Origin of the sequence: Corynebacterium sp. zg254, from assembly GCF_024701495.1 — a bacterium.
Classification (GTDB): domain Bacteria; phylum Actinomycetota; class Actinomycetes; order Mycobacteriales; family Mycobacteriaceae; genus Corynebacterium; species Corynebacterium zhongnanshanii.
Map to the genome: position 1 here is coordinate 421,419 of NZ_WIAR01000001.1, position 14,837 is coordinate 436,255.

14 protein-coding genes are annotated in these 14,837 nt (G+C 63.2%); 6 read left to right on the forward strand and 8 right to left on the reverse strand.

Annotated features, from left to right (window positions below; translation table 11 throughout):
• Positions 1–4 precede the first annotated feature (4 nt).
• The 4 genes from GC425_RS01960 to GC425_RS01975 all read left to right on the forward strand — a co-directional run bounded on the left by GC425_RS01960 (position 5) and on the right by GC425_RS01975 (position 3,509).
• Positions 5–553 (forward strand): PH domain-containing protein, encoded by a 549-nt coding sequence (locus tag GC425_RS01960; protein WP_225723456.1) that lies wholly within the window; start codon positions 5–7, stop codon positions 551–553.
• Complete coding sequence (gene ilvD, locus GC425_RS01965) at positions 554–2,401, forward strand: dihydroxy-acid dehydratase (protein WP_151844005.1); 1,848 nt, start codon at positions 554–556, stop codon at positions 2,399–2,401.
• Between the two features lie 85 nt (positions 2,402–2,486).
• Entirely contained in the window at positions 2,487–2,990 is a 504-nt protein-coding gene (locus GC425_RS01970; RefSeq protein WP_151844004.1) for a VanZ family protein, read from the forward strand.
• Between the two features lie 192 nt (positions 2,991–3,182).
• The gene (locus GC425_RS01975; RefSeq protein ID WP_192930364.1) at positions 3,183–3,509 is read left to right on the forward strand and encodes a LysE/ArgO family amino acid transporter; all 327 of its coding nucleotides are present in this window, start codon (positions 3,183–3,185) and stop codon (positions 3,507–3,509) included.
• A gap of 21 nt (positions 3,510–3,530) precedes the next feature.
• On the opposite strand, the gene GC425_RS01980 is transcribed toward GC425_RS01975, so the two are convergent.
• Genes GC425_RS01980 through gatB form a run of 3 tightly spaced genes read right to left on the reverse strand, consistent with a single transcriptional unit; the run spans position 3,531 to position 8,308 of the window.
• Entirely contained in the window at positions 3,531–5,270 is a 1,740-nt protein-coding gene (locus tag GC425_RS01980) for an ABC transporter ATP-binding protein (protein WP_151844280.1), read from the reverse strand.
• A gap of 23 nt (positions 5,271–5,293) precedes the next feature.
• Positions 5,294–6,790, reverse strand: a complete 1,497-nt coding sequence (locus GC425_RS01985; protein WP_151844002.1) for an ABC transporter ATP-binding protein — start codon at positions 6,788–6,790, stop codon at positions 5,294–5,296.
• A complete protein-coding gene (gatB, locus tag GC425_RS01990; protein ID WP_187767867.1) occupies positions 6,791–8,308 on the reverse strand; it encodes an Asp-tRNA(Asn)/Glu-tRNA(Gln) amidotransferase subunit GatB in 1,518 nt (505 codons plus the stop codon). It lies immediately after the preceding gene.
• Between the two features lie 99 nt (positions 8,309–8,407).
• Between gatB and GC425_RS01995 the strand changes: the two genes are divergently transcribed.
• Positions 8,408–9,199, forward strand: coding sequence for a DUF4261 domain-containing protein (locus GC425_RS01995; RefSeq protein WP_192930363.1), 792 nt, complete (start codon positions 8,408–8,410; stop codon positions 9,197–9,199).
• Positions 9,200–9,247: 48 nt separating this feature from the next.
• Here GC425_RS01995 and GC425_RS02000 read toward each other — a convergent pair whose 3' ends face one another.
• From GC425_RS02000 to gatC, 5 genes are read right to left on the reverse strand one after another with little or no spacing between them, the layout of a single operon-like run.
• Positions 9,248–10,276 carry an ATP-dependent 6-phosphofructokinase gene (locus GC425_RS02000; RefSeq protein WP_151844000.1) on the reverse strand — a complete coding sequence of 343 codons (1,029 nt, stop codon included), beginning with the start codon at positions 10,274–10,276 and terminating at the stop codon, positions 9,248–9,250.
• Between the two features lie 10 nt (positions 10,277–10,286).
• Entirely contained in the window at positions 10,287–11,609 is a 1,323-nt protein-coding gene (locus GC425_RS02005) for an MFS transporter (protein ID WP_151843999.1), read from the reverse strand.
• Between the two features lie 18 nt (positions 11,610–11,627).
• Positions 11,628–12,299: an NUDIX domain-containing protein gene (locus tag GC425_RS02010; protein ID WP_151843998.1), complete on the reverse strand. Its 672-nt coding sequence runs from the start codon at positions 12,297–12,299 to the stop codon at positions 11,628–11,630.
• A complete protein-coding gene (gatA, locus tag GC425_RS02015; protein ID WP_151843997.1) occupies positions 12,299–13,795 on the reverse strand; it encodes an Asp-tRNA(Asn)/Glu-tRNA(Gln) amidotransferase subunit GatA in 1,497 nt (498 codons plus the stop codon). The genes GC425_RS02010 and gatA overlap by 1 nt, the downstream gene beginning before the upstream one ends.
• Positions 13,796–13,802: 7 nt before the next feature.
• Positions 13,803–14,111 carry an Asp-tRNA(Asn)/Glu-tRNA(Gln) amidotransferase subunit GatC gene (gene gatC, locus GC425_RS02020; RefSeq protein WP_151841784.1) on the reverse strand — a complete coding sequence of 103 codons (309 nt, stop codon included), beginning with the start codon at positions 14,109–14,111 and terminating at the stop codon, positions 13,803–13,805.
• A 27-nt stretch (positions 14,112–14,138) separates the two neighbouring features.
• Here gatC and GC425_RS02025 point away from each other — a divergent pair, with 27 nt between their 5' ends.
• Positions 14,139–14,801 (forward strand): amino acid-binding ACT domain protein, encoded by a 663-nt coding sequence (locus GC425_RS02025; RefSeq protein ID WP_151841785.1) that lies wholly within the window; start codon positions 14,139–14,141, stop codon positions 14,799–14,801.
• Positions 14,802–14,837: the final 36 nt, after the last annotated feature.

Genomic DNA, 14,837 nt, shown 5'->3' on the forward strand with positions numbered 1-14,837 from the left:
ACCCATGAGCTCACACCCAACCACCGTGATTCGCCCGAGCAGGGAACACCTTCTGGGCGCGGCCATTATGTTTTTGATCTGCCTGATGTTCACTGGCTATAACATCAAGTGGTTCTTCTGGGTGCCGATTCTGCCGTTACTGTTTATCGTGTGGGTCCTGCGCGTGCGCACCATCGTGACGGACAAGGGCTTGTCCACGCGCTATCTGTTGAAGTCCAATGAGTCCGTCAGCTGGGATGACTTCTCCGGCGTACTCATTGCGAAAAACGGACGTGGATATGCGGTTCGCACAGATGAGACGAAGTTTTGGCTCCCCGGTGTCACCTTCAACTCTCTCGTGGAGCTCAACAAGGCCAGCCAGGGTAGAATTCCTGACCCGGTGACCGCGGGTCGCGAGGCTGCCCATGACAAGGTGCAGGTTGTCCACAAAGACGGCTATGCAGTCTTGATGGATAAAGACGACTATGCAGAATACGAGGCTCAGCGACGCGCTGAATATGCTGAGCAGCACAACAAGAAATCCGCACACAAGACATCCAAAGAAGAAGAATAAATGAACGCCATCTCTCTGAGGTCCTCAGTCACCACCCAAGGCCGTAACGCAGCCGGTGCCCGTGCCCTGTGGCGCGCCACCGGTATGACCGATAATGACTTCGACAAGCCCATCATCGCGATCGCCAACTCCTACACCCAGTTCGTTCCGGGCCACGTACACCTCAAGGACGTGGGAGAGATCGTCGCTGACGCTGTGCGTGAAGCCGGTGGTGTGCCCCGCGAATTCAACACCATTGCCGTGGACGATGGCATCGCCATGGGTCATGCGGGCATGCTGTACTCGTTGCCGTCCCGCGAGGTGATTTCCGACGCCGTGGAGTACATGGTCAATGGCCATGCCGCGGACGCCCTGGTGTGTATCTCCAACTGTGACAAGATCACCCCCGGCATGCTCAACGCCGCGATGCGACTCAACATCCCCGTGGTGTTCGTCTCGGGCGGACCGATGGAAGCCGGCAAGGCTGTGGTTGTTGATGGCGTGGCTCAGGCGCCCACGGACTTGATCACCGCTATTTCTGCCTCCGCCTCGGATGCGGTCAATGCTCAGTCTCTGCTGACGGTGGAATCCGCGGCCTGCCCAACCTGTGGTTCGTGCTCCGGTATGTTCACCGCAAACTCCATGAACTGCCTGACCGAGGCTCTGGGCCTGTCCCTGCCGGGTAACGGGTCCACGCTGGCCACGCACGAGGCGCGTCGGGCACTGTTCACCAAGGCCGGTCATACCATCATGGACCTGTGCAAGCGGTACTACGGCGAGGGCGACGAGTCAGTCCTGCCCCGCAACATCGCCACCCGCGAGGCCTTTGAGAACGCGATGGCTTTGGACATGGCCATGGGCGGTTCCACGAACACGGTGCTGCACATCTTGGCCGCGGCTCAGGAGGGACAGGTGGACTTCAACCTGTACGACATCGATCGTCTGTCCAAGACCGTCCCCTGCCTGTCCAAGGTCTCCCCGAACTCGGACTACCACATGGAGGACGTGCACCGCGGTGGAGGAATCCCCGCAATCCTGGGTGAGCTGAAGCGCGCTGGAAAGCTCAACGGAGGGGTGCACTCCGTCCACGCGTCCTCCCTGGATGAGTGGTTGGGCACCTGGGACATCCGTAGTGGCACGGCCTCCGAGGAGGCCATCGAGCTGTTCCACGCCGCACCAGGTGGCGTGCGTACCACGGAGCCTTTCAGCACCTCCAACCGCTGGTCTGAACTGGATACCGACAGCACCAACGGTGTGATCCGCGATGCCGAGCATGCCTACACCGCCGATGGTGGACTGGTCATCCTGCGCGGCAACCTGGCCGAAGATGGCGCCGTCATCAAGTCCGCCGGTATCGACCCTGACGTCTGGCACTTCGAGGGCAAGGCCCTGGTGGTGGAATCCCAGGAGGACGCCGTGCGCGTGATCCTGGACAAGGTGGTCCAGCCTGGAGATGTGATCGTGGTTCGCTACGAGGGACCGTCCGGCGGACCTGGCATGCAGGAGATGCTGCACCCCACTGCCTTCTTGAAGGGCTCCGGCCTGGGCAAGAAGTGTGCGCTGATCACCGACGGCCGCTTCTCTGGCGGTTCCTCCGGAATCTCGGTGGGCCACATCTCCCCTGAGGCTGCCCACGGCGGCCTCATCGGACTGGTTCGCGATGGCGACCCGATCCTCATCGACGTGCACGAGCGCCGCCTGGAGCTGCAGATCTCCGACGAGGAGATTGCGCGCCGTCGCGAGGAGATGGAAGCCTCCGACAAGCCATGGACCCCCACCACCCGTCAGCGCACCGTCACCAAGGCGCTGCGCGCGTACGCCTCGATGGCGACGTCCGCGGACAAGGGCGCCGTACGCGAGGTGCGCTAGCACCCTATGCTCTTGCGCGCTAGCACCCTATGCCCTAGCGCGCTAGCACTTATGAATTAGTGTGCTAACCCCTATGATGTGAGGTATGACCCGAGCCCTCGCAACCCGCCAGGCAACCGGCATCACACTCGGTGTGGTGTCGGTTGTGGTGTTTATCCTCACCCTCGGCAAGAGCCTGGTCTCCCTGGCAGGCCTGTGGTCCACGGAGGCGCACAACCAGCGTTCCCTGGACTTCATCCTCTTCAACGACTGGTTCCGTCCCACCGTCTGGTACGCGCCGCTGACCAACACCTTCGGGAATATCCTGCTCTTTCTCCCCCTCGGCTTCTTGCTGATGAATCTCCATCGCCGCAGTTCCCTCCGCGTCGTGGCGCTGATCGGCCTTGCGATCAGCCTGTCCATCGAGAGCCTTCAGTACATCTTCGCCCTGGGCTACTCGGACATCGACGATGTCCTCTTCAACACTCTCGGTGCCGTCGGCGGCGCGCTGCTGGCCCGCCGTCACTCGGTACCAGCCCGGGGCGCCGTCACAGGTATTATCCTTGTCTCGTCGCTGGCCATCCTTGTGCTGATGGCCCTCACCAACTAACAACCAGCTCGAGCATCATCGAGGAGGAAATCCAGTGAGCTTTTCTGTGGCCGCGCAAGCGTTTGCCCTGTGGATCTCACTCATCGTGGCCATCGGCCCGCAAGTGGGGTGGCATTGCGTAGCTGGTGTGGTTCGCTTGGACGAGCTTCCGGGAGGCCTTTTCTTCCTCGTCGCTGTCCCCCCACCGACGTTGTGCGTGATCCTATCAATCCCGACGCCCAGCCGTCGCCCACTCGGCGCGCCGTCACCACCGCCCTCGCATTGACCTGGCTCAATCCCGCGATGTACGTGGACACGCTGGTGATGCTAGGGAGCCTCTCAACTCATTTCCCCGGAGAGCAGCTGTCGCTGGGACTGGGGAGCATGGCCGGCACACTGCTGTGGTTCCCTGTGCTGGGATTTGGCGCGGCGGCGCTGTCGAAGCCGCTTTCCCGCCCACGGGTGTGGACGTGGATCAACTGTGCGATCGGCTGTGTCATTCTTGCCGTGGCACTCAACCTCGCGCTGAACGCACTCTGAGGTATGGGTCAAACCGGTGGCTTACTGCTGCCCCTCCCAGCGGTGGAACAGCTCGGCGTACTTTCCGCCGCGGTTCACCAGCTCCTGGTGCGTGCCGTCTTCCACGATGCGCCCCTGCTCCATCACGAGCACTCGGTCGGCCAGCATCGCCTGGTCCAGGCGATGGGCCACCACCACGCTGGTGCGCCCCTTCGCGATAACTGCCGCGGCCTGCTCCAGCGACCGTGCGTGATCGGAGCCGGCTTCCGCCGTGGCTTCGTCCATGATGAGCACGGGCGGGTCCCTCAAGATCACCCGTGCCAGGGAGATCTGCTGGGCAACCTCCGGCGCCACAGGCTCCGCCCCCGCCCCGATGAGTGTGTCCAGTCCTTCGGGGAAGGCCCTGCGCCACGCAGCCGTACCCGGCTTGAGCCCCGTGATCGCCAGGGCTTCCAGAAGCTCTTGGTCCGAGCGCTCCCCCGCCATCAGCAGATCCTCGCGCAGCGTTCCGGAAAACAGGTGCACCTCCTGGGAGACGAGGGCCACGGTGTGCGAGAGCCAGGCGTCGGATATATCGGAAATATCATGACCACCCACAGCAATCGTGCCGCGCGTCGGTTGCAGCAGCCCCGCGATGAGGGAGGCGACGGTGGACTTGCCCGCCCCGGACGTGCCCACCAACGCCGTGGTGGTGCCCGGGTGCAGGGTCAGGTTTAGCGACTCCACCACCGGGGCGCCCGTGGGATAGGCGAAAGTGACATCGCGCAGCTCCACGGCGGGTGCGGTGACGGGCTCCGGGTGGTGGGCGTGATCCTCCGGAGCCATCGTCGCCAACGCCACCGCGCGGCCCACACCCACCATGGATTCCTGGATCTGGCCTGCGAACATCAGCACGTTGAACACGTGGATCTCTAGGCGCACCACCAGGACAGTCGCTGCAGTCGCCGCGCCGATGCTCAGCTGCTGCTGGTGGACCAGCACCGCGTTGAGAGCGATCGTGCCGATCAGCAAGATCCCATAGACCACATGCCCCACGGCCATCAGGCGGATGAACAACGGGATCCGGCGCACGTGAGCCTGGACCGCATCCCAGGAACCGCGCTCCATGCGCTGCAGTGCCCACGGGCCGCGGCGCAGAGCCTGCAGCGTGGGAAGGCCGCGGACGGTATCCAGCACCAAGTTATTGCGGTGGGCCTCCGCGGCGGAGACAGCGTTGGCAGTCGGCGGCAAGACCTCAAGAATCCGGCGCAAGGCAGGCCAGACGATCAACGCGCCCGCAATAAACAGGAGGAGATACCACGGGCTGATGAACAGCATGGACACCACGGTGAAGGGGAAGATCAGCAGCGTCACCACCAGGCGCAGGCCGATGATGGTGGCGACCATCACCGCCTGGTCAATGTCCTTGGTCAGGCGGGTGATGACGTTTCCGGTGCCGAGCTCAAGGACCTGCGGGGCGGGCGCCCGCAGCACGCTCGCCAGGCCCGCGCGGCGCAGGTCCACGCTGAGCGCGCGGACCTTGGACAGCAGCACATAGTTACTCACCGAGCGCGCCAGGTTTTCCACCAGCAAGGCCGCGGCAATGACGGTGAGCAGCAGGGCGAAGTTGTCCCCGATGAGGGGGATCGACCGTCCATCAATAATGTCGACGGCAAAGCCCATCAGGTTGGCACTGGCCAGCATGCACAGCACCACCGTGCCGAAGGACAGCACACTCGCAAAAATCCAGCGTGCCCGCGGGCGGCTGGGCAGCGTGCCCAGAAACGCCGCGGACTGTCTCATGGAGGCGGGAGCCAGAGCATCACTCACAGCCGCACCACCTGATCCGCCACGGACTGCCAAGCACGGGATGTGGAAATGACCACGGTGGTATAACCCTGGCGCATGGCCTTCACGTTGTGGGCCACGCGGTCAAGGGTGACCGCGTCCAGCCCGGTGGTCGGCTCGTCCAGAATGAGCACGGCGGGACGGGCGGCCAGAAAGCGCGCCAAAGCCACGCGCTGGCGCTGGCCGCCGGAGAGGGTCAGGCCGGCCTCCCCAATGAGCCCCTCGAGCCCGCCGAGACGAGCAAGGATGTCTCCGCATTCGGCCACATGCAGGGCGGCAAGCTGGTCTTCTTCGTCCGCGGCCCAGATGTTATCCCGCAGCGTGCCTTCAAACACGGACACCGTATGGGGAGCCGCCACTGCCCCATCCCGCGTGAGCGCAGCCACCCGGCGATGGACCTCCGCCAGGCTGTCCTCCGTCTCCGCATGCCAGACTGTGAGTCCCTCGGGTAGCGCGACTTCGCCCGTTACGTCCTCGGGCTGCGCCTCCAGCTCCTCCAGAAGCTCGCGAACGCGCGTGGACGCCGCCATGCCCCTGCCCCACAAGTCAGCCATGACATTCAGGGACTGCCCCGTCACCATCAGCGACGGCGGTGCCAACAGCACCGTCGTCAGCAGCTGCCCGGAGGTGATCGCGCCCGCGTGAGCGAGCCAGCCGCCCAGGACGATCACGGCGATGGTGAAGGCAGTGGGCACCAATTGTCGAAGGAACATCACCAGGGAGGACACTGTGGCGTCGGTCAGCATGGCGCGCAATGCGCGGTCGGTCACCTCGTCGAAACGGCGGCGCGTAATGTCCACGGCGCCCAGTCCCTTGATCACGCGGGAGCCTTGCGCCACGTCCGTGGCCAGCGCAATGGCGCGGCTTTCCTCCACGCGCCGCTGACGGGCGACCCGGGCAATGGGGGCGGACGTGACATAGCTCGTCACCGCGGTACTTGCCCCGCCCAGCACCAGAAGCAGCGATATCCAGGGTGAGGCTGCCCACAACGTGACAGCCGAAGCGAAGAGAAAGCCCAGCATCACCAGCGGAAAGTTAAGGATCTGCTTCAACTGCCCCAGTTGCTTGGAATCCTCGTCCACAGTGTTGAGTACGGTGCCCGAATGGACCGGCCTGCCCGCCTGAATCAGGCGGCCGGTGAGCAACAGACGCAGATCATGGACGGCCCGCGCCTCGGAGAGGTCCGTCAACGCGTCGCCGGTGATGGAGCCCAGCCATGCGCAGAAGAGGCACAGCACCAGCAGCAGGCAGGGAATGAGCAGTGCCCCGCCGTCGGTGATGCGCCCCACGATCAAGGAGGTCAACGCGCCCGTTGCCGCATCCGTCACGGTTCCCGCCACAATGCCCACAACCGCCGCGGGGTAGGACGTCAGCATGTCCCAACCCACGCGGCGGTCAGCGTTCCACCTCTCCAGGTGGAGTTGGTTGGCGGTGCGTGGCGGATGTGCAGGAGCGAACCATCGCCACGTGCTCACCTAGCTCAGCTTCTTAGCAATCAGCTGGTTCACCTGGCCTGGGTCGGCCTTACCCTTGGTGGCCTTCATCACCGCGCCAACGATCGCGCCGGTGACCTTGGTGTTTCCAGCCTTGTACTTCTCCACGATGTCTGGGTTGGCGGCCAGAGCCTCATCAACGGCAGCCTCGATAGCTCCGTCGTCACGCACAACCTCCAGGCCGCGGGATGCGACAACTTCATCGACGTCGCCCTCACCCTCCAGCACACCGTCCACAGCCTGGCGGGCCAGCTTGTTGGTCAGCTTGCCTTCGCCGACAAGCTCGATGACACGTGCTACCTGGGCCGGGGTGATGTTTAGTCCGTCAAGCTCCACGCCCTGCTGGTTGGCCTTTCCGGCAAGGTATGCAACCCACCAGGAGCGAGCCTCCGACGGCTGCGCGCCTGCCTCCACCGTCTCGATGATCAGGTCCAGTGCGCCGGCGTTCACCAGGTCGCGCATCTCCTCGTCCTTGAGTTTCCACTCTTCCTGGATGCGGGCGCGGCGGATCCATGGCATCTCCGGCAGGGTGGAACGAATCTCCTCCACCCACTCCTCGGGGGCCAGGACGGGTGGCAGGTCGGGATCGTTGAAGTAGCGGTAGTCCGCCATGGTCTCCTTCGGACGTCCCTTGGAGGTGGTGCCGTCCGTCTCCTGGTAGTGGCGGGTCTCCTGGACGATCTCCACGTCGTTGAGGATGCACGCAGCCTGGCGCTGCATCTCAAAGCGCACGGCCTGTTCCACGGACTTCAGAGAGTTGATGTTCTTGGTCTCTGTGCGAGTGCCGTACTCCGTGGCTCCCTTCTTCATCAGGGAGAGGTTGGAGTCCACACGCATGGAGCCCTGATCCATGCGTGCGTCGGACACGCCCAGCGCCTTCACGAGCTCGCGCAAGGCGGTGACGTACGCCCGGGCGACCTCAGGGGCGCGCTCCCCTGCACCCTCGATGGGCTTGGTCACGATCTCGATGAGGGGCACGCCTGCGCGGTTGCAGTCCACCAGGGATGCGGTGGCGCCGTGGATACGGCCGTCCGCGCCTCCGAGGTGGGTGAGCTTGCCCGTGTCCTCCTCCATGTGCGCACGCTCAATCTCCACGCGCCACTCGGTGCCGTCCTCCAGCACAACGTCCAGGTAGCCGTCGTAGGCGATGGGCTCGTCGTACTGGGAGATTTGGTAGTTCTTTGGCTGGTCCGGGTAGAAGTAGTTCTTCCGGGCGAAGCGGGAGTACGGGGCGATGGAGCAATTCAGCGCCAGGCCAATTTTGATGGCCCATTCCACGCCCTGCTTGTTCACCACGGGCAGTGCGCCGGGCAGTCCCAGGGAGCATGGATCAACGTTGGAGTTAGGATCGTCGCCGAATTCGGCGGACGACGTGGAGAACATCTTCGTTTTCGTGGCGAGTTCAACGTGAACTTCCATACCCATGACGGGGTCGAAGTGCTCGAGAACCTCGTCGAAATCCAGTACATCATCTGAGTAGTCGTACACAGGCGCAGTCATGTGTGCCATCTTAATACGTATCTGGCTCTGTGTAACTGTGAGGTCGTGAATTGCCGATGTGCCCTCGCGATGCCGCGTACGCCTTGTACCCTGAAGGGCATGACTACCGAAACTCCCCACCTCATTGATCAGTCTTTCATTCGGCACCCTTTGCTGAATATCTTGTTGCTGTCCCGCGTTCCTACGCGTGACGAGATTGAGCAGGTATTAGCGGCAACATTTGGCCCCCGTCTGGGCGAGAAGAAGAACACGGAACACGCCGTGGCCGTGGAACTGGATGATCACTATTTGGTGCACGCCATGGTGCTGGATGCCCCGCCTCAGGATCCTCAGGCCACGTATGAGCTCCACCCAGTGCTGACGGAGGACCCTTCTGGACTGGAAAAAGTAACCGCCCAGATTATGCTGTCTGTGCTTCCCGATAATGAATGGACGGCAAAAGCCAAGCAATTCCGTGAGCCTCGGCTGCACGAGATTATGCTTCATGCCCAGGCCACGGCGGCACTGGCCGCGCTGGAGGGCGTGGAGGCTATTCATAATACGGTGGGAGACGTGACCATTTCTCCGCGTGTGTTTGTGGAGGCAGTGACCAATAATGATCCCGCGATGTTTAGCACCAGCGTGTGGCTCACCCAGGGCGAGCGCGGCATTACCGCCTACACGGTGGGCATGGTGTGCGCGGGCCACCCGGAGATTATGGCTGTGGATTCCACGCAGGATCCCACGAAGCTGTTTTATTCCATGCTCAATGTGGTCAATTACGCGCTGTTGGTGGATGCGCTGAAGGATGGCGATACGTTTGCCTTTGAGCCCGACGCCGAACCTCTCTCCATCACAGCCGGCCCCTACATTTCGGATCCCACTATTCCGGCTGTTCACGTTCCCCTCTAAGGGGAGCGCCGTTTAGCGCTAAGGGGCGCTGCTCAGCCGAACAGGAACTCAGCCGAACAGGGACGTTGCGGTGCAGTAGCGACTCTCGGGAACAACCTTGAGCTCCCCCACGGCCGATTCAAAATCGATGAGCTCAATGTTTTCGCCCTTGAGGGCCACCACCTTTCCAAAGTCGCCATTCATGGCGGCTTGGGTGGCATTCACGGCAAAGCGCGTGGCGAGGACCCGGTCGAAGGCCGTGGGGGTTCCTCCGCGCTGGATGTGACCAAGAACCGTGGAGCGGACATCAATATCCAGACGGTTTTCCAATTCTTTGCGCAATTCACCGCAAATATCCTGGAACTTTTCGTGCCCGAATTCGTCCACTTCCCGATCTTTGGTGTGGAACGATCCCTTTTTCGGCAGCGCTCCTTCGGCCAGAACAATGATTCCGTATTTTTCACCCATCTGGAATCGCCTGGCCATCCGCTTTTCCACGTCATCAATATCGAAGGGGAACTCAGGAATCAAAATGTCGTGCGCGCCACCGGCCATGCCCGCGTGGAGGGCAATCCATCCCGCGTGGCGGCCCATCACCTCCACGATCATCACGCGATCGTGAGATTCGGCAGTGGTGTGCAGGCGATCAATCGCGTCCGTGGCCACGGCCACCGCGGTATCGAAACCAAAGGTGTAATCGGTGCCGTTGACGTCGTTATCGATGGTCTTGGGCACACCCACCACGGGGACGCCGTTGTCGTGGAGGAAGCGCGCGCCCTTCAGGGTGCCTTCACCACCGATGGGGATGAGTGCGTCGATCTCAGCATCCCGGAGGTTGTCCTTCACCCGATCGATTCCCGCCATGAAGTCCCGAGGATGCAAGCGACCGGTGCCCAGGATCGTGCCGCCGCGCAGCAAAATGCGGTCAATGTGCTCGTCGTCATACAGCTGGACTCGGCGGTCTTCCAGCAGACCTTCCCAGCCGTCCTCAAAACCTACGACCGTGTGGCCGTGAGTTGCTGCCGTTCGGACAATTCCCCGGATCACGGCGTTCAGCCCTGGGCAGTCACCACCGCTGGTCAAGGTCGCAATACGCATGCCCTCGATACTACTGTTCCTTCGCCCGCGATGCAGCCCACAGACCCACGCACAACATCACCAGCGCCGGCACCAAGGACTCAGCAAACGCGGCGGCGCTGCCCATATCAACCCGAGCCTGCAGCACCGCAGCCAACACGGCCGTTCCCGTGACCGCACCCAGCTGGCGCATGAAGTTATACATGCCCGAGCCGGCACCGGCCACCTCCCCGGGAAGGTCGCGCAGCGTCAGCGTGGAATTAGGCGACCACACGCACGCGTTGCCAAAGCCCAGCACCACCATCGCCCCGGTAACCCACCATGCGGACACCTCCGGACGCAGGCAGAACACCAGCATCGCCACGCCCACCGCCATCATAAGGAAACCCGCCATGGACACAGGGCGAGGATCCCGGCGATCCACCAGCCGCCCCACATACGGCGCCAGCACCCCGGCGATGATGGACATCGGCGTGACCATCAGCCCCGCAGCCAGGGGACTCACATGCTGCACATCCTGCAGGTACATCATGACGGGCACCATCATGCCGGCGATCGTGAAACCCATCGCGAAGATGGAGACATTGCCAAAGGAGAAATGCCGACGACGAAACAGGCCCACGGGCAACAGTGCGGTCTCGGACAGGCGCGCTTGGCGTCGGATAAACATCACAGCAAGCACCAGCCCCGCCGCAAGTAACCACCCATGGGCGCGTTCCTGGATCGAAAACACCACGCAGGAAATGCCCACGATGGACAACACAATGGACGGGCCATCGATGCGGGACTGGGTGGTCTCCAGGTTCGGCACCCACCGCAGCACCAGCGCCAGCGTGACCAGTCCCAGGGGGACATTGATCAAAAAGATCCACTGCCAGCTCGCCAGCTGGGTAATCACGCCTCCGAGCAGCGGACCCAGAAGATTGGACAAGCCGGCCACCGCACCCCACACGCCCAGGGCGGCACCGCGTTTGTCCCGAGGGAACACACGATTGATGACCACCATGGTCTGCGGCGCCATCATGGCACCGCCCACCCCCTGGGTGGCACGGCCGGCGATCAGCACCTCGATACCGGGCGCCAGGCCACACACCACGGAGGATGCGGTGAAGAGCACAAGACCACACAGGTAGACCCTGCGCGGGCCGCACCTGTCCCCCAAACGGCCCATCACCAGCAGGGGCACGGCGAACGTCAGGAGGTAGACGCTGTGGACCCACATTGCCTGGGAATAGCTGGCCTGAAGCTCCTCCTGGATCGCGGGCGTGGCCACGGAGACGATGGACTGATCCAGCAGGATCATGAAAAAGCCCACGCACAAGGCGGAGAGGGCACGCCAGGCTTGTGTCATCATCACACCCTTTGTGTAGCCCTAGTCCGCATCCCGGTTCGGGGCTTCGTTCGTGTTGTGGTCCAGTTCGCGCAGCGCAGCGCGGAGCTGTGGGAGGCTCGCGGCGAACGCAGGCATCAGCGGCAGGTCCTCCACGTTATTCCAGGGGACCCAGCGCAGCTCGTCGGACTCCCACGTGGTGGCCACGGACAGCTCGGAGGGCGCGCGCCCCAATACAGTGGTGTAGGACCATTCGGTGACAGACGTGTCTTGGTACTCCCACCAGTACTGCTCGCCCAGGCCGTAAATCAGGTGGGATCCATGCTCGGGGTGAACGATGGGATTGCGTTCCAGCCATGCATTGGACGGGTGGGCCTCGGCCAGGAGAGGCTCGTCCTCCGGGAGGACCGGACGGCGGGCCAGCGCATAGGCAACCTCCCGGCGCGTGGTGACCACGGAGCCCATCACGGTGATCAGCGCTGGATCAATGCCGGTCTCCTCGTGGTTCTCACGCAGGGCGCCCTCAACGGCGCTCTCCCCGACCTCGATCGCTCCTCCGGGTAGCGCCCACGTTCCGCCTTGGGCGGTGAGGACGGAACGGTGTTGCATGAGCACGCGGTTATCCGGGGAAAACAGGCATAGGCCAGCGGCGCCGAGGGTTCCCCACATCCGGGAACCGTCCGCGGCTACTGCCCAACCATCGCCCGTGTGCATTAGCTGGCGCGACCTGCCTCAAAGGCTCCACCCACGCGGTAGAGAATGTCGTCGCCGTGGGCAGGTCCCATGATCTGCAGGCCGGTGGGCAGGTTCGTGTCTGCCGCAAAGCCACCGGGGACGGACATGCCACACACGCCGGCCAGGTTCAGCGGCAGAGTGAACAGGTCGAAGGCATACATCGCCAACGGATCGTCCACCTTCTCCCCCAGCTTGAAGGCGGTGGACGGGGTCACGGGCGCCACGATGGCGTCCACCTGGCTGTAGGCCTTCTGGAAGTCCTGGGCGATCAGGTTACGCACGCGCTGTGCCTGCAGGTAGTAGGCGTCATAGTAGCCCACGGACAGGGCGTAGGTGCCGATCATGATGCGGCGCTTGACCTCGGGGCCGAATCCTTCGGCGCGGGTCAGGGACATCACTTCGTCGGCGGAGTGGGTTCCGTCGTCGCCCTTGCGCTGGCCATAGCGCATGCCATCGAAGCGGGCGAGGTTGGAGGACACCTCACACGGCAGGATCAGGTAGTACGCATTCAGGGCGTGATCGAAGTTCGGGCAGTCGACCTCCACCAGCTCTGCGCCCTGTTGCTTCAGCTGCTCCAGGTTCGCGTGGTACAGATCCAGCACGCCAGACTGGAAGGCCTCGGGGCGCTCGAACTGCTTCACCACGCCCAGCTTCACTCCGCTGAGGTCGCCGGAGGCTCCCTGGCGGGCTGCCTCAACTACGGGGGCGATGGGGCGTCGGGAGGAGGTGGAGTCGTGATCGTCGTGACCGGCGATGACCTCGTGCAGCAGCGCGGTGTCCAGCACGGTGCGGGCGGTCGGGCCGCCCTGATCCAGGGAGGAGGCGCAGGCAACCAGGCCGTAACGGGACACGGTTCCGTAGGTGGGCTTCACACCCACGGTGTTCGTCAGTGCTGCCGGCTGGCGGATGGAACCACCCGTGTCCGTTCCGATGGCCAGGGGTGCCATGCCGGAGGCCAGCGCGGCAGAGGATCCACCGCCCGATCCGCCGGGGGTGCGCTCCGTGTCATAAGGGTTGCGGGTCACGCCATAGGCGGAGTTTTCGGTGGAGGAGCCCATGGCGAACTCATCCATGTTGGTCTTGCCGAGGATCGGGATGCCTGCGTCGCGCAGGTTCTTGGTGACCGTGGCGTCGTAGGGGCTGATGTAGCCGTCCAGGATCTTGGAGGCGCAGGTGGTTGGCGCGTCCGTGGTGGTGAAGACATCCTTCAGGGCAAGAGGAACGCCAGCCAGAGCGGAGGCGGGCTTGTCGCCTCCCGCGATGGCGTCGTCGACCTTCTTCGCCGCCTCCAGCGCCGCCTCAGGTCCCACGTGCAGGAACGCGTTGATGTCCAGGTTGAGGGATTCAATGCGGTCCAGGTGTGCCTGCGTGACCTCCACGGAGGTGATGTCACCGGCGTGGATTTTCTCCGCCAGATCCGCGGCGGTCCACGTGGTGTAATCGGATTCGTTGTATTCGCCTACTACGTAATTCATCTTCTTTTTACTCCCCACCCAGGATCTGTGGAACTTGGAAACGCTGCTCTGCCTGCTCTGGAGCCTGGTCCAGCGCCTGCTGTGCGGTCAGCGATGGGATCACTACGTCGTCTCGCATGACGGAGACGTCACCGTCAACGTTTTGCGTTGGGTGACTGAGCGGCTTCACGCCGGTGGTGTCTACCTTCCCGATGGCGGCAACATGTTCCACGATGCCGTCAATCTGGGTGGCGTATTCCGTCAATTCTTGTTCTGTGAGCGTCAAGCGGGCCAAGCGGGCCAGGTGTGCAACGTCGTCGCGGGAAATCTCAGACATGTAGTCCACTCTAGTACACTGGGGCACATGTCTTTTTTGATGCGTGTCCGTATGCCCGATTTGCCGGGTGCCCTGGGTCTGCTTGCTGCAGCGCTGGGGACGGTCGGCGGTGACATCCGCGGCGTGGACATCGTCGGGCACGATGAAACTGGTGAGGTCATTGACGATATTGTGGTCAGCCTGCCGTCTGGTCGTCTTCCCGATGCGTTGATCACCGCCGCACAGGAAATTGACGGTGTGTACGTGGATTCTATTCGCCCGTACTCCGGCACCGTTGACCGTCGAGGCCAGGTGCAGATGCTTGCGGGCGTTGCAGAACGACGACGCCAACTGGATCATGCCTTGAGCATCATGATGAAGGATCTGCCTCAGTCCATGACGGCTGGGTGGGCGATCATGCTAAAGACCACGCCCAATACCCATCGTGTGGCTGCCTCCGACGCCGCCCCCGAAGATAACGGCCGCGTGCTGGATGCGCCTCCCGTGGAGGAGGCTCGGGTGCTTCGCCCCGAACGTGAGGACTGGATCCCGCCGAACTGGTCGGTGATGGACTCTGCGCTGGCGGCCACGCCGGTGGAGGGAACGGACCTGATCCTGGTCATCGGGCGCCCCGGCGGCCCGGACTTCCTGCTGTCCGAGGTGGAGCATCTCCGCCAGGTGGGCACCATCGTGGGTGCGTTCTTCAGCTGATGGGCTGATGAGCTAGTGAGCTCATCAGGAGAATTA

Coding starts and splice junctions, on each gene's coding strand:
- ilvD (WP_151844005.1), top strand. CDS start 554: ATGAACGCCATCTCTCTGAGGTCCTCAGTCACCACCCAAGGCCGTAAC.
- GC425_RS01970 (WP_151844004.1), top strand. CDS start 2,487: ATGACCCGAGCCCTCGCAACCCGCCAGGCAACCGGCATCACACTCGGT.
- GC425_RS01980 (WP_151844280.1), bottom strand. CDS start 5,270: ATGAGACAGTCCGCGGCGTTTCTGGGCACGCTGCCCAGCCGCCCGCGG.
- GC425_RS01995 (WP_192930363.1), top strand. CDS start 8,408: ATGACTACCGAAACTCCCCACCTCATTGATCAGTCTTTCATTCGGCAC.
- GC425_RS02025 (WP_151841785.1), top strand. CDS start 14,139: ATGTCTTTTTTGATGCGTGTCCGTATGCCCGATTTGCCGGGTGCCCTG.
- gatC (WP_151841784.1), bottom strand. CDS start 14,111: ATGTCTGAGATTTCCCGCGACGACGTTGCACACCTGGCCCGCTTGGCC.
- GC425_RS02005 (WP_151843999.1), bottom strand. CDS start 11,609: ATGATGACACAAGCCTGGCGTGCCCTCTCCGCCTTGTGCGTGGGCTTT.
- GC425_RS02010 (WP_151843998.1), bottom strand. CDS start 12,299: ATGCACACGGGCGATGGTTGGGCAGTAGCCGCGGACGGTTCCCGGATG.
- GC425_RS01960 (WP_225723456.1), top strand. CDS start 5: ATGAGCTCACACCCAACCACCGTGATTCGCCCGAGCAGGGAACACCTT.
- gatB (WP_187767867.1), bottom strand. CDS start 8,308: ATGACTGCGCCTGTGTACGACTACTCAGATGATGTACTGGATTTCGAC.
- gatA (WP_151843997.1), bottom strand. CDS start 13,795: ATGAATTACGTAGTAGGCGAATACAACGAATCCGATTACACCACGTGG.
- GC425_RS02000 (WP_151844000.1), bottom strand. CDS start 10,276: ATGCGTATTGCGACCTTGACCAGCGGTGGTGACTGCCCAGGGCTGAAC.